Source organism: Cyclobacterium qasimii M12-11B (assembly GCF_000427295.1).
Classification (GTDB): Bacteria; Bacteroidota; Bacteroidia; order Cytophagales; family Cyclobacteriaceae; genus Cyclobacterium; species Cyclobacterium qasimii.
In genome coordinates this window covers 37318-51365 of sequence record NZ_ATNM01000064.1, presented here as the reverse complement: position 1 = coordinate 51365, position 14048 = coordinate 37318, and the positions used below count along the sequence as shown (strand labels likewise).

The window sequence follows — 14048 nt, the reverse complement described above, 5'->3', positions numbered from 1 at the left end:
GTTAATTCCCCAGGCATGCAACCATTAGAAGTATTAAAAAAGTTTTATGGCTATGATTCTTTTAGAGGTCAGCAGGAATCAATTATCAGTCAAGTGCTTAAGAAGAAAGATTGCATTGCACTGATGCCTACTGGGGCTGGTAAATCAGTTTGTTATCAGGTTCCAGCGATGGTTTTGCCTGGTCTTACCCTTGTTATTTCCCCTTTAATCGCATTGATGAAAGATCAGGTGGATGCGATGAATGAAATCGGGATTCCGGCAGCTTTTTTGAATTCAACCATGGATATCTCTGAGCAAAGACATGTGTCTGATCAGGCCATGAATGGGAAATTAAAATTATTGTATGTAGCTCCCGAGCGACTTTTTTCAGGAAATCATCCCTTGGTAAATGCGCTTAAAGAAATGAATCTTTCCCTGGTGGCTGTAGATGAAGCGCATTGCGTGTCTCAATGGGGCCATGACTTTAGACCTGAATATTTGAAGTTAGGTGCATTAAGGAAAGCCTTTTCAGATACACCCTTTTTGGCATTAACAGCTACGGCTGACAATCAAACCCGACAGGATATTGCTGCCAGACTAGGTTTAAAAAAGCCCGAATGGTTTATCTCTTCTTTTGATCGACCTAATATTACTTATAGGGTTGCCTTAAGGTCTGATGCATTTGTTAAATTGGTTGATTTCCTTCAAATGAGATCGAAGGATTCAGGAATTGTTTATTGCCTATCTAGAAAGTCGGTTGAGGCTACAGCTGCAAAATTAAATGCAAATGGATTTTCAGCCTTGCCTTACCACGCAGGTCTAAGTAAAGATACCAGACAGGAAAATCAAGAGAAGTTTATAAAGGATGAGGTCAAAATTATGGTGGCCACAATTGCTTTTGGAATGGGAATAGACAAGTCCAATGTGCGGTTTGTGGTGCATACCAACATGCCTCAAAACATTGAGAGTTACTATCAGGAGACGGGACGAGCAGGACGAGATGGTTTGCCTGGAGAAGCTTTGTTGTTTTATAGTCTGGGGGACAGTATTACCCTGAGAAGGATGATAGAAAGTGCTGACAACGAGGATTATGTAAAGCACATGAAGGCCAAGATGAACACAATGGTTGAGTTTTGTCAAACGAAATCCTGCAGACGGCGATATTTGCTTAACTATTTTGGAGAACAATATCCGCAGGACTGTGGCAATTGTGATGTCTGTTTTCATAAAAACAATAAGTCAGATATGACTGTTTTTTCCCAAATGCTACTTTCAGCGGTAGTTCGGTTGGGACAACAATTTGGATTGGGGCATGTTATTTTAGTTTTAAGAGGATCACAGGCAGCGAAAGTAACCGAAAGCCAAAAAGAATTATCCGTATACGGAATAGGTAAGGATAGAAGTGATGACTTTTGGAAAAGACTGGGCTTTCAGCTTATATCAGAAGGATACCTCACTCAGGAGGACCCGAAAATGCCAATTTTGAAATTGAGTGAATCAGGATGGGAGAAATTGAAACGCAAGGAGAAATTTCTCTTGGCCATGGAAGAAGAGGTGTTCAAGCGGGCCGAGACAAGCTCTGAAAAGGATGAAGCCCTTTTCGATAAACTTAGAGTGATTCGTAAAGAGCTGGCAGACAAGCAGAATGTTCCCCCTTATATTGTTTTTTCTGATGCTACACTTGTGGAATTGAGCCAGCGTTATCCTCAAAGTGAAAAGGAATTGATTAGAATTGGTGGAGTCGGTCAACTTAAATTAGAAAGGTATGGAGAGGCCTTTTTAAAAGAGATAAAAAATCATGTCAAAGAGAATAATATTGTCCCTCCCAAAAGCTTAGGGGCTCCCGTAGTAAGAAAAGTCAAAAGCGCTCCTTCTGCTTCCGTTCTTCAGACCTTTGAACTCTATCAGGAAGGCAAGTCTGTTTTTCAAATTGCTCAAGTTCGTAGCCTTGCCAATACTACTATAGAGGGGCATATGGTACAGCTTATTGAGGAGAATAAAATTGATAAAAAAACGATATTGGATAAAGAAAATACCCAAATCATTTTAGATTATGCCAATACACTTGAAAGTTATGGACTTAAAAATTTGAAGGACCATTTTGGTGAAAAATACACCTATTTTCAATTGAAAGTAGCCTTAGCAGGGGAGAAAAAATAAACTATTTAGGGGGTGAAAATCCACTGAGGATGGCGGTATTTTTATGTTTTTGTTTTCTCAGCTTTGGTAAATTCTTAGGTTTATTTTTTCAACTTCCTGATGTAATTATTCCGGGGGTAGCCATTTGTTAAAAAGAAGAAAAGTGGTCCTATTGTTTATACAGTATTCTCATGTTCAACTTTTCAGATCAGGTACATGTTGAGCGGTTTCCTGATGGGTTTATGCTGGCACATTTTATTGGCGGAAAAGACGAGTCTACATTGCTGGTAATTGATGGGGAATTGCTTGAAAAAGAGTTATACGAGTTGGTTCCGCATATGTCCCCTGGTATTATTGAACAGGTTAAGTTAATAAAACATGCTAAATTTTTTAAAAAGCAGTGCCTAACGGTATTTCCCGAAACTCACCCCCTAGAAGCCCATATATGGGGCATATCATTTCTGTATATACAAAAGGTGGAATTGGATTATTCGGATCAGAAAAACCTTCACCTGGAACACTTGATACTACTTTGCCTGTCTTATCGCGAATTAAGGAGTTTTATTCTTCAAAATATGAAAGCACAGATGCCCAGGGAAATCAAAAGCCTGATTTACGGACGCTTATTCACTGGGATTCAAACCTTAATGTTAATGATGAGGGTGTCGCTTCCGTCGACTTTTTTAATGGGGATGTGACAGGAGAACATGTACTGATAATTGAAGCGATTTCTAGGGATGGTCGCTTTGGCTATCAGGAAAAAAAACTACAGTGTTATTCCTTAAATACTAAGCCTAAAAGGTGATTTCTTTATTTCTATAAGTTGACTCACAATTGTTTACGTGGTATTTAATAGTATTACTTGAGGCATAAATGCAAAAAAAATACCCCAATAGGGGTATTTTTTGAAGAAGGCTTATTTAGTACATTTGTCATGGGTGATTAAGCAACTTTTTAAACTTTTTATTTTACTTAATACTTAAAAAGGGCATTTTTATATATTTTTTTAGCCCTTTTATTTCTTTATCCATGCCAAACTGATTTCATCTGGTGTTTTCATTCGGTCAGCCAATCTCATGTACCTGGAAGACAATCCAGAAAGATATTCTTGCGCTTTAGTGGCTGCTTCATTTAAACCAGTTACAGTTTCTATTTCCCATAGTTTAACCAAGTGATCAATTATACGGGCATAATCCCAGCCAGTATAAATGCCAACTTTTTGAGTAATTGCTGAGAACTGGTCAAAAATACTTGGGTTCCTATTTCCCTTGGCCATTAATACCGCAGGCATAACAATTTGCTTGCGCATCATTTTCTCAAATGCAAGTACTGCTCCACTAGGGTCAATTTTGATGATTTCTGACATAAAGCTTTTATAAGCTTTTTCATGTCTGGCCTCATCACCAGCTATCTGCTTGCAAATCCTGCCCAATACCTGATCACCAGCCTTGTCAGCTAGTTTTCCAGTATTCATATGGGAGATTTTGGTTGCTCTTTCCTGAAAGGAGGTGTAGACGATTGCTTGGTAAGGGTCTTTCTCAGACCTGGGATCAAATCCATTGTAAATTAACCTGTGAATGGTTTGCTCCACTTCCCTCATATCAGCCCTTCCTGACAAATACAAGTATTTGTTTAGGAGGTCACCATGACGATTTTCCTCTGCTGTCCATGCCTTGGTCCATTGTACCCAACCTTGATCACTTAAAAGGGATCCATCTTCATTTACCCCTTCGAGCATATTGAAATAGGTTTGATAACTAGGCAATGCTTCTTCTGTGATCATGTTTCCGATCAGTGAAGTGATGATGGTGTCAGGGATTACACTTGCTCTCTCCCGTAATTCTTTCACCTGATCCAATGCATCAGGTTGTGTCATGTCAGGAAGAAAATCAGTTGGTTGCCAACAATCATCTGGATCCATAAGGGTTGTCCCTACGGTTTCTGTCACAAAGTCATTCAGCTGGCTGATAACTTCGGCGTTCTTTTCAAGTTCGTAATTAATATTTTCTGACTTCTTCATAAATTAGGCTTTCGCATTATGATGCCAATTAGTTGGGATTATCCAAAATATTAACACCTAGCTACAATTTAACTAACAATACTGGCAAATTAGAACCATTTATAGGTTTAAATCTGACATATTATTTTATAATATAACGAATGCATTTATAATATAACGAATGCACCGGAAAATTCATTCAATTTCACACAAACAATTGCTCTACGCTTAGTAGGAGAGCTTATAGGCTACAACTTTGTCCTTAAAAAAGGTCGGGACTATCACCAATTTCTCCTCAGGAACATAGCCAATGTCAGCAGTATTTGATTCCTCAGCAGTGGTGTCCAGAAGTTTTACTGCTTCACCATTTTGAATAAGGAATATTTCCCCTCCCCACTTACTGGCGATAAAGGTATCCTCGTTTAGAATAATTAATCCATCACCTCCAGTAACCGTATCGTTGATGATTTCAAAACTTCCGTCACTATTGTATTTTTTGAAGCCATCAGCATCAAGACCATACAAGGTGTTTCCGTTCCCTATACGTAAACCATTGATGTTTGGCTGGTTTTCTGCAAAGGTTTTGATCTCACCATTTTCCAGGTATAGAATCTTATTGGCTTTCATGTCTGTAAAATAGACCTTTTCCCCGTCATTGTCCGCGTCATTCAAAAACACCGCATCCTCAACGGTATAGGCTTTGTTGATTTTACCGGTCGCCAATTCTATCTCCAATAACCTGTCTACATCAGTAACATAAAGGTAATCTCCCATTACAGTCATTCCTTTTGGAGCATTCAATCCACTAACCCAATTTCTTTCAACTATTTCTCCTTTGGTGCTTAACTTTGAAATTGAGCCAACACCGTCTTTTTCAGTAGGACCACCTTCAATATTGGCAACATAAATCATGCCGTCACTTTCTTCGTAATGCGCAGACTCATTGGTTGTCAACTCTGCTGGTGTTTCCCACACCATTTCTAATGATGCAGTTACTGCCTGGTCAGCCTCTTCCTCATGAGTAGCCTCTTCTGTGGAAGTATCTGAATTGTTTGACCCGCAACTCCAAAATACAAAAACACTTAATATAAAACTATAGAATACAAATTTGTTAGAAGGTTTCATTGCTGTGGTTTTTGGTTGAACATCAAATTTCGATAATTTTTTGGTGAAAACTTAATGTTCATTAAAAAATGATGTTTTTGTGCTTAGTTATAATGTCGTAGATCCTTATCTTTAGTGAAGCTTGATCTGTAAAGCTGGCAATAACTCTTAAAATTGTGATAAATGAAAAGTTTAAAAGCCCTTATATGCTACTTAATCACGGCAACGTGTCTTTCTTGTTCACCATCAGCAACTAACAGTGAGGATTATCAAAACTTATCCGAAGAGGAAAGGTTTGAATTAGCCAAACAAATTGCCCACAACACCATTATTGTTGATGGCCATGTAGACTTGCCCTACCGGATGAGAGTAGAGAGGGCTACCCAACAACAAGAAATTTTAAATGTTGCAGATCGAACCGAAGGAGGCGATTTCGATTACCCTCGGTCCAAAGAAGGAGGTTTAGACGCTCCTTTCATGTCCATATACATTCCCGCCAGGCACCAGGAAACAGGAGGAGCGAAGATGCTGGCAGACTCACTTATACAGATGACCAAAAGTATTGCGATTACCTGGCCGGAAAAATTTGCCATGGCTTACAGTCCGAAGGATATACAGCATAATTTTGAAAAGGGAATGATATCCCTTCCGCTGGGTATGGAAAATGGAGCGCCTATTGAAGGGGATATTGAAAATTTAAAATACTTTTATGATCAGGGAATCAGGTACATCACGCTTACCCATGGCAAAGATAATCAGATAGGAGATTCCTCCTATGACACTACTTATATTCATGACGGATTAAGTGAGTTTGGTGTTTTGGTAGTCAAGGAGATGAATCGTTTGGGAATAATGGTAGACATCTCGCATGTCTCTGATGCGACCTTTTACGATGTTATGGAAACAAGTAAAGTGCCAGTGATCGCTTCCCATTCCTCTGCACGTCATTTTACACCTGGTTTTGAGAGAAATATGGACGACGAAATGATTAAAAAGCTGGGCGAAAACGGAGGTGTAATCATGATAAATTTTGGTGGTAGTTTTATTGATCAGTCTTTTGATGAGAAGAACAATAAAGTTAATGAGCATATTGTGAATTGGCTAGCCGAAAATGGTTTTGAAAGAAATGATCCTGAAGCCGAAGCATATATTGAAAAGTATGTTAAGGAGAACAACCCCTTTCCATCTGTGGAAAAGGTGGCGGATCACATAGATCATGTGCGAAGTCTGGCAGGAATAGGTCATATCGGTTTGGGTTCTGATTTTGATGGAGTAGGAGACACCCTCCCTATAGGTCTTAAAGATGTGTCGATGTACCCTAACCTTATTGCAGAATTGCTCAAAAGAGGTTATAGTATAGAAGACATTGAGAAAATTTGTTATCAAAACATATTCCGTGTTTGGAATAAAGTGATAGAATTTTCAGAAGCCAACTAAAAAGGGAACTGGTTTTTTAGCAACTTGTTATAAGTGTACAAGTCGATTGTTTATGTGTTCAGTTTAAGCCCTCAATAGGCAAAAGGACTTTCACCTAAATAGGGAGGATTGGTTCAACTTGAATAAGTTGTATGTGCCATGAATAACTATTAACTTCACTTATTATAAAATAGGCAAGGCCAGGCTACCATTTGCCTATGCAATAGGTGTTCCGGTTCCTTTTTTGAAAGTGATTTTAAATGGATTGTCTATTGCATATTTTGGGTTAAAAAGAGTAAAAGATAAAAATCAATATGAGTCAAATAGCAAATAGTTTTCAAGAAGCACAGAAAGCCTTTTTAATATTAAAGCAGCAAGGAAGCCAGAAGAGAGTGGCATTTTTAAAAGAAATAGCCAATCAAATCGAGCTTTTACGGGAAGATTTAATTCCTGTTGCGGCCAGAGAATCTCATCTTCCTGTTGGGCGAATCACCGGCGAGTTAGGGAGGACGCTGGGGCAAATTATGCTTTTTGCTAATTTAGTAGAAGAGGGAAGCTGGGTTGATGCTATAATCGACCATTCAGATCCGGATAGAAAACCTGCGCCAAAACCGGATATTCGTAAAATGTTAAGACCATTGGGGCCTGTAGTGGTGTTTGGAGCCAGTAATTTTCCATTGGCATTCTCCACAGCTGGTGGGGATACGGTTTCCGCTTTGGCTTCAGGATGTCCTGTATTGTACAAGGCCCACCCTGCACATCCTGAAACATCGAGAATGGTTGCCAATGCAATAAAAGCGGCCGTTACTGTATGTGGAATGCCCGAGGGAACTTTTCATCATATCGAAGGAGGAATTGATACCGGACAGGAATTGGCTGCTCATCCTTTGGCTAAAGCAGTTGCTTTCACTGGATCCTTTAAGGGCGGTAAGGCCTTGTTTGATGCTTGTAATAAAAGGGAAACACCTATTCCAGTGTATGCTGAGATGGGTAGTGTCAATCCAGTTTTTTGCAATGGAAGCCTATTTGAACGAGAACTTAGTGGCTGCTGCAAATACTTATGCAGGATCTTTGGTGCTAGGAGTTGGGCAATTTTGTACCAACCCTGGATTAATCTTCGTGCCAAAAGCACATGAAAAAGCTTTTGGAAACCAAGTCGTGAGTCAGTTAAAGGAAGTCGCTGGGGCGCCGATGCTTCATGAAGGGATTTGCAATACTTACCATCAAGCATTGAAAGAGCTTGCAGCATCAGATAAGATTGAGTGGCTTTTGACCACGGAAGCTTCTCAAGTGCTTACAGGAAATCCTTCTCTGGCCAAAGTAAAAGCCAGTGATTGGTTAAGTGAAGACGCGTTTCAAGAGGAAGTATTCGGACCTTTCGCCATAATGGTTGTGTACGAGTCTATAGAAGAGCTTGAAAAAGCGACTGTTAAATTAAAAGGCCAACTTACCTGTACCGTATGGGGCGATTCGACTGAATTATCAACCAATAAAGATTTTCTGAACTTGGTGGAAGAGAAATGTGGTCGGTTGCTATTTAGTGGTGTACCTACAGGGGTGGAAGTAGGACATGCCATGCAACATGGAGGTCCTTTCCCATCTACAACAGACAGTAGAAGTACTTCAGTTGGGAGTTCTGCAATCAGTCGTTTTGTTAGACCAGTAGCCTTTCAGGACATGCCGGAAGAATTATTGCCTGAAGAACTTATGGAAAAAAACCCACTCCGCATACTAAGGAAAGTTGACGGCGTATTTATCAGATAAAAAAGTACAAGGACAAATATTAAAGCTGATTTGTAAGGGTATTGGTGCCCTATGAATCAGCTTTTTTGGTTGTTTTTATACCGAAAAAAGGCTACTGAACTTGGTGTGAAAGCTAAGTTGAAAGGATTAGGTATCTTTATTTATAAAATCACAATGTCGTTGATAACACCCTTGCCGTATTTTTCAGCTATGAGAGTCAGCACCTTTGATTTATTCATCATGATTTCCTTTTTCAAAGGACCAGATGTTATTTTTACATAAAGAATTTTTTGTCTCACTGAGAGACTTTGGGTGCGTGAAGCGACAGTTTTACCCATCAGTTGGCCCCATTCCTGAATCACTGTTTTTCTGAAAATTTATCCTTGAGCCGGTAGGCTTCCAAAAGCTCTTCAAACACTTCCTTTAATGGAGAAGTGTGCCTATTTCTGGATGGCTCAAATGAATATTTTTTCATAAAATAAAGATACGGGTAATAGCTTAGATAAATAATTTTGAAGCGATGTAATCTGCCAGAAGTTTCCCTTTGTCACTTAATTTGATGAATCCATTCTCAATTTGAATCACACCTTGTTCTTCGAATGATTTTAGCCTATCTACTTGCTGAAGCAGTAAGTCATGGCGGTATTTGCTCTTTAACCATGTGGTGTCTACCCCCCAAATGGTACGCAAAGAAGTAAGGATGTACTCATTGATTCTGTCTTCTTCTGAAAGGTAATCTTCCTGAAAAGCCTGCTTTCCAGAGCTGAGTAGGTTTATGTATTTGCCATTGTTACTCAGGTTATGGCCACGATGCTGCCCATCATAGGAATGTGCTCCTGGACCAACGCCAAGGTAGGGGATACCTTTCCAATAATTGCTGTTATGCATAGAGAAAGCACCCTCTTTTGCGAAATTGGATATTTCATACTGAATATAACCAGCCTCTTTCAGGTATTGCTGCAAAATTTCGAATTGCTCTGCCTGAAATTCCTCAGACGACTCCTTGAATTTGCCCTTCTTTTCCCACGCACCTAACACCGTCTTAGGTTCCACCGTCAGGCAGTAACTGCTGATATGCTCAGGGTTTTGTTCTAGTGTAGCTTCTAAGTCTTTTTTCCACAAACCATGGTCTTCATGAGGAAACCCATATATAAGGTCCATAGAAAGTGTTTTGAAACCCGCATTTCTGGCCTTATTTATAACATTAAGGGATTCTTCGGCATTGTGGGACCGATTATAAAATTTCAAAACGGAATCATGAAAACTCTGAATCCCTATACTCAACCGATCTATTCCCAGGTTTAAAAGTTCCGATAATTTCTTGTCGTCCAGGTCATCAGGGTTGGCTTCAAGTGTTGCCTCTTTAAGCTTACAATCAAAATTGTCTTGAATGGTTTGCCAGATTTTCTGGAGCTGAGTGACGGGTAGGATAGAGGGCGTTCCTCCTCCAAAATAAATGGTCTCAATAGGATCCTCCTTGGCTAAGTAATCTTTTCTTTTTACCAATTCCAGACAAATCATGTCTACCATTTCATTAAGATTCAATCTGTTGGTGCTAAAATGAAAATCACAATAGCGACAGGCTTGAAGGCAATATGGAATATGTATGTATATACCCGACATAAAATGGATTTAGAGAATGTGTGATGCCCCAATTGCTACACCGGATTAATTTCTTGGTAAAGAGTAGGACAATAGTCTTTCTGATTTTCTTGCAAATGAAGCAAATTTGTGAAGTACCAGTACTGGCTATTTCAAGTTTTGCTCAATCTGGTTGTTGTGGGATGTTTCAGATTACTCTTTTTACAAAGTTAAAGATAATTGGGTTTAGGTTTTAGTTTTTGGTGATAATTGCCTTAATTTTGTAACTCTCAGAAAAAAAGAACCCTAACCAATACTATAGATGAATATGAATCGAATATTTTCCTTGCTTTGTTTGTCGTTTCTTATTTTGTTCACTCCTGCATTTGCCCAGATGGATGTTAAAAAAAGTCTGGTGGCTAAAAATGTTGAATTAGTCAAAGTCGGTGATGGATATGGCTTTACAGAAGGTCCTGCTGTGGACAGGGAAGGAAATATTTTTTTTACAGATCAACCTAATAATAAAATTTACCAGTGGAAATTTGGGACTGGTGAGATTATTGAATTTACAGATGCCTCAGGAAGGGCCAATGGATTGTACTTTACCCGAGAGGGCGATTTACTCGCATGTGCCGATATGGACAACCAACTTTGGTCATTTGATAAAGAAGGTAAATCAAAAGTGTTGATTGAAAGTTTCAAAGGCAATAAACTTAATGGCCCCAATGATTTGTGGGTTAATCCAAGGGGTGGTATTTATTTAACCGATCCTTTGTATGAAAGGAAATATTGGGAAAGAGATCCAGCCATGCAACAAGATGGGAATCACTTATATTATTTAGGGAGTGATGGATTTCAGTTTTTCAGAGTAGATGAAAACCTGGTAAAGCCTAATGGAATAGTAGGCTCTCCAGATGGGACAAAGCTCTATGTTGCTGATATAGGCGCTAAGAAAACCTATGTTTATGACATTGAGGAAGATGGCTATCTAACCAACAGACAAGTTTTTGTTGAAATGGGTTCCGACGGAATGACCATAGACAATAGAGGAAACTTGTACTTAACAGGTGATGGAGTGACGATATTTAACAATAAAGGAGATAAAATTGGTCATATCCCAGTTGATGAAAAATGGACTGCAAATGTATGTTTCGGAGCAGGGGATAGGAAAACGTTGTTCATCACCGCTTCAGAAGCTGTATATACACTTCAAATGAAGGTGAGGGGTGTTTGGTAAAAACGCTGGCTTATATTTTTTTTGCTGTTTTGTCATTTACAGCGCTTACAGGATCGGCCCAGGACACTGCTTATACACTAAAAATTAAGCTAATTAGTCAGGGGGAGAATGTGAAAGAAATGACGGAGTCATTTTCGGACAGTCTTGGGGTAATTAATTATTCTAAGGCTGTTGAAGATTCTTTGCAGCTCGAAGGTTACTTTACCCCTGAGCTAAAGTTGGATTTTTTAAGTGAGCGACAATTAACCCTTAATATTGAAACAGGTGTGCAAACCAAATGGCTTGACCTAAGGAAAGGTAACCTGGAGCCATGGCTGATGTACAGGTTGAATAGCCCCCTGCTTTCTGCTGACAATAAGCCCTTTCGATACAAGGAATTGAAAAAATTGATGGAGAAGATTCTGGATATTGGGCAAAACAATGGCTATCCCTTTATCTCTGTCAGACTTGATAGTGTCCGGCAAGAAAACAATGGCGTTTCAGCCAGTATTAATATGGATAAGGGGCCATTTATCACCTTTGATACCCTACAAGTAACAGGAAACTCCAGAACCCAAGCGCTATATCTTGCCAGGAAGCTAGGGGTCAGGCCTGGAGAGCCATTCTCCCAAAAGAAGGTAATGGAGGCAACTAGAGCCATAAAGAATATTCCTTATATCAGTGTTGTCAGTAATCCTGAATTGTCTTTCCAAAACGAGGAAGCCACTATCTACCTGCCCGTAAATGACAGGAAAGTCAATAGTCTGGATGGAATCATAGGCTTGTTACCGAATGAAATCGAGGCCAACAAGTGGCTGGTAACTGGTCAATTTGATTTGCAGTTGTACAATGTGGCCGGGCGAGGTAGAGATTATGTGCTTATTTGGCAGCGCCTAAGTCAATATTCTCAGAATTTAGATATCGAAGCGAAAGAACCCTTTGTACTGGGGACGGATTTAGATGTAAGCGTTTCTTTTAACTTACTCAAAGAAGACACTACCTTTCTTAACAGGGCTTTTGAACTTAACATTGGGTATCAATTAAGCCCATCTGCTTATTTAAGTTTTTTTGGAAAAAGACAGGCCGGAGATCTTTTGGCGATTAGCAATTATGAGCAAGCCACCAGCTTACCTGAAATTGCAGATTTCAGATACAATAGTTATGGGGCTACTTTTGCTGTTAACCGTGTGGATGATATTATTTTGCCAAAGCGAGGATGGCAATCCATGGCAACGTTTGGATTGGGGAATAAGCGATTAATTGAAAATACCGGTCTCCCGGCAGAACTGTATGAAGGATTGAAAAAGACATCCCTGCAATATTATATAAAGGCTAAAATGGCATACTACCACAGGTGGCAGCAAAACTTAGGTTTAAAACTTGCTTTGAGCGCGGGAGAAATGAACAACTCCAACCTTTTGTTGAATGATTTATTCAGGCTTGGGGGCTTGCAATCCATTCGCGGGTTTAATGAGAATTATTTTTATACCAACAGGTATTTATATCTAAATGCAGAGCCAAGGTTTTATTTTGGGACTTATTCTTATTTTTTATTATTTACAGATTTTGGAAGGGTAGAGAATAAGGTGAATAATGCTCCCGGAGAATGGCCTTTTTCTTTTGGAGGCGGATTAAACTTGGAAACTAGCGGTGGGATATTTAAATTCGTGTACGCGTTGGGCCAGGCCGGTAGTCAGCCTTTAGGTTTTAATTATTCTAGAATTCATTTTGGTTTTACAGGTCGTTTTTAATGAGGTGGATTGGTCGAATAATGTTGTTTCAGGGATTGCTTTTATTGATGTTGTCCAGCTTTCCTTCAAAGTCGCTGGCCCAGGTATTGATAAATTATGATTCCGCCCTACATGAGAATTTTTCTGATAGTTGGCTCAAGCAAAAAGAGTCTGTTGCTGTTACGGTGGATGTGAATCAATTCCCTGATGCTTCCTGGCGGATTCGTTTGCCTAAGGGCACAGGATTGTTTTTCAACGATGCCTTATGGGAGTATTACCCAAGTGACACCATTTTGGTGATCAGCAACAATGCCATTGCTCCATTTAAAAATAACGAGGGGAAATTAGAAGTTACAGCTTTAAAGCGAGGGATCTCTGTTGAGGAATTTTCAATAAAAAAGGGATATTTTAAAACCTTAAATGAAGTTAGCCCTTCAGAGAATGTTTTGGTCAAACGTGATAAAGATGAAATAAAGAATTTTTTCTTTATAGCGCTTATTGCCGTATTGTTTTTGATTGCCATTTTCAGGGCCTTTTTTCCTGCAATTTTCGGTATTTTCTGGAACCCTAAGAGTGTTTTTTCTATAGAGGACATTTGGGAGTCTGGTAGTTTTTCGAAAATTTATTCTGCTGAGTTGTTGTTTTACCTTGTGCTTATCAATATGTGTACAGGCTTACTTGTGATCCTGGTCATCCACGGATTGGGCATAGATTTTTTTGGTATGGGATTGGATGGTGAAGTTGAAAAACTGACCTATGGCTGGCTGATTTTTTCATTAATGTTGACAATTATCACATTTTTGAAGTTTTTATGGTTGGGTACGGGTGCCTTTTTATTCAACCTAAAAAGATTGCTTTCCCCCATTTCTTTTATTTATTAAAGGTTAGGGGATTTGCTCTTTTCATTATCATTTGTATGCTTATAGTGGTTTACGCAAACAATTGGGTTTCCTTGTACGAGCATTTCTCCTATATGTATTATACTTTTTTTATAATATATTCTTTGGGTTTAATAGGATTAGCAATATGGTTGTATAAAAAAAACGGATTTAATAATTATCATTTATTTTCTTACCTTTGCACCTCTGAATTGATCCCCTTTTTGGTTATTTGTAAATTACTCCTAGGATAAGGAAAAAAA

Annotated in this window: 11 protein-coding genes and 1 pseudogene; 8 read left to right on the top strand and 4 right to left on the bottom strand. The window is 39.0% G+C overall.

Going from position 1 to position 14048, the window contains the following annotated elements; genetic code table 11:
- Positions 1 to 15 precede the first annotated feature (15 nt).
- Complete coding sequence (recQ, locus tag ADICYQ_RS05600) at positions 16 to 2139, top strand: DNA helicase RecQ (RefSeq protein ID WP_020889051.1); 2124 nt, start codon at positions 16 to 18, stop codon at positions 2137 to 2139.
- A 424-nt stretch (positions 2140 to 2563) separates the two neighbouring features.
- A complete protein-coding gene (locus ADICYQ_RS05595; RefSeq protein ID WP_040414713.1) occupies positions 2564 to 2923 on the top strand; it encodes a hypothetical protein in 360 nt (119 codons plus the stop codon).
- 210 nt (positions 2924 to 3133) lie between these two features.
- Here the strand turns inward: ADICYQ_RS05595 and ADICYQ_RS05590 are convergent, their stop codons facing one another.
- On the bottom strand, positions 3134 to 4138 hold the full coding sequence (locus ADICYQ_RS05590; RefSeq protein ID WP_020889049.1) for an acyl-ACP desaturase: 1005 nt from the start codon (positions 4136 to 4138) through the stop codon (positions 3134 to 3136).
- Positions 4139 to 4345: 207 nt separating this feature from the next.
- Complete coding sequence (locus tag ADICYQ_RS05585) at positions 4346 to 5242, bottom strand: NHL repeat-containing protein (protein ID WP_020889048.1); 897 nt, start codon at positions 5240 to 5242, stop codon at positions 4346 to 4348.
- A gap of 162 nt (positions 5243 to 5404) precedes the next feature.
- Between ADICYQ_RS05585 and ADICYQ_RS05580 the strand changes: the two genes are divergently transcribed.
- From ADICYQ_RS05580 to ADICYQ_RS28255, 3 genes are all read left to right on the top strand, one after another.
- On the top strand, positions 5405 to 6658 hold the full coding sequence (locus ADICYQ_RS05580) for a dipeptidase (protein ID WP_020889047.1): 1254 nt from the start codon (positions 5405 to 5407) through the stop codon (positions 6656 to 6658).
- Positions 6659 to 6951: 293 nt separating this feature from the next.
- Positions 6952 to 7773, top strand: coding sequence for an aldehyde dehydrogenase family protein (locus ADICYQ_RS28260; protein ID WP_020889046.1), 822 nt, complete (start codon positions 6952 to 6954; stop codon positions 7771 to 7773).
- Positions 7757 to 8401 carry an aldehyde dehydrogenase family protein gene (locus tag ADICYQ_RS28255; protein WP_020889045.1) on the top strand — a complete coding sequence of 215 codons (645 nt, stop codon included), beginning with the start codon at positions 7757 to 7759 and terminating at the stop codon, positions 8399 to 8401. Before ADICYQ_RS28260 ends, ADICYQ_RS28255 begins: the two co-directional genes overlap by 17 nt.
- 140 nt (positions 8402 to 8541) lie before the next feature.
- On the opposite strand, the gene ADICYQ_RS29565 is transcribed toward ADICYQ_RS28255, so the two are convergent.
- Positions 8542 to 8742, bottom strand: coding sequence for a DciA family protein (locus ADICYQ_RS29565; protein WP_316929268.1), 201 nt, complete (start codon positions 8740 to 8742; stop codon positions 8542 to 8544).
- 136 nt (positions 8743 to 8878) lie between these two features.
- Entirely contained in the window at positions 8879 to 10003 is a 1125-nt protein-coding gene (gene hemW / locus ADICYQ_RS05565; RefSeq protein ID WP_040414711.1) for a radical SAM family heme chaperone HemW, read from the bottom strand.
- A gap of 280 nt (positions 10004 to 10283) precedes the next feature.
- On the opposite strand from hemW, the gene ADICYQ_RS05560 reads away from it, so the two are divergent.
- From ADICYQ_RS05560 to ADICYQ_RS05550, 3 genes and pseudogenes are all read left to right on the top strand, one after another.
- Positions 10284 to 11198 (top strand): SMP-30/gluconolactonase/LRE family protein, encoded by a 915-nt coding sequence (locus tag ADICYQ_RS05560; RefSeq protein WP_040414709.1) that lies wholly within the window; start codon positions 10284 to 10286, stop codon positions 11196 to 11198.
- Positions 11192 to 12928, top strand: a complete 1737-nt coding sequence (locus tag ADICYQ_RS05555; RefSeq protein ID WP_020889040.1) for a BamA/TamA family outer membrane protein — start codon at positions 11192 to 11194, stop codon at positions 12926 to 12928. The genes ADICYQ_RS05560 and ADICYQ_RS05555 overlap by 7 nt, the downstream gene beginning before the upstream one ends.
- Positions 12928 to 14039: pseudogene (locus ADICYQ_RS05550) on the top strand (DUF4271 domain-containing protein). The gene ADICYQ_RS05555 and the pseudogene ADICYQ_RS05550 overlap by 1 nt, the downstream one beginning before the upstream one ends.
- The last annotated feature ends 9 nt before the right edge of the window (positions 14040 to 14048 follow it).

Excerpts from the sequence above, each read along its gene's own strand:
- recQ (WP_020889051.1), top strand. The coding sequence starts at position 16 with ATGCAACCATTAGAAGTATTAAAAAAGTTTTATGGCTATGATTCTTTT.
- ADICYQ_RS05595 (WP_040414713.1), top strand. The coding sequence starts at position 2,564 with ATGGGGCATATCATTTCTGTATATACAAAAGGTGGAATTGGATTATTC.
- ADICYQ_RS05590 (WP_020889049.1), bottom strand. The coding sequence starts at position 4,138 with ATGAAGAAGTCAGAAAATATTAATTACGAACTTGAAAAGAACGCCGAA.
- ADICYQ_RS05585 (WP_020889048.1), bottom strand. The coding sequence starts at position 5,242 with ATGAAACCTTCTAACAAATTTGTATTCTATAGTTTTATATTAAGTGTT.
- ADICYQ_RS05580 (WP_020889047.1), top strand. The coding sequence starts at position 5,405 with ATGAAAAGTTTAAAAGCCCTTATATGCTACTTAATCACGGCAACGTGT.
- ADICYQ_RS28260 (WP_020889046.1), top strand. The coding sequence starts at position 6,952 with ATGAGTCAAATAGCAAATAGTTTTCAAGAAGCACAGAAAGCCTTTTTA.
- hemW (WP_040414711.1), bottom strand. The coding sequence starts at position 10,003 with ATGTCGGGTATATACATACATATTCCATATTGCCTTCAAGCCTGTCGC.
- ADICYQ_RS05560 (WP_040414709.1), top strand. The coding sequence starts at position 10,284 with ATGAATATGAATCGAATATTTTCCTTGCTTTGTTTGTCGTTTCTTATT.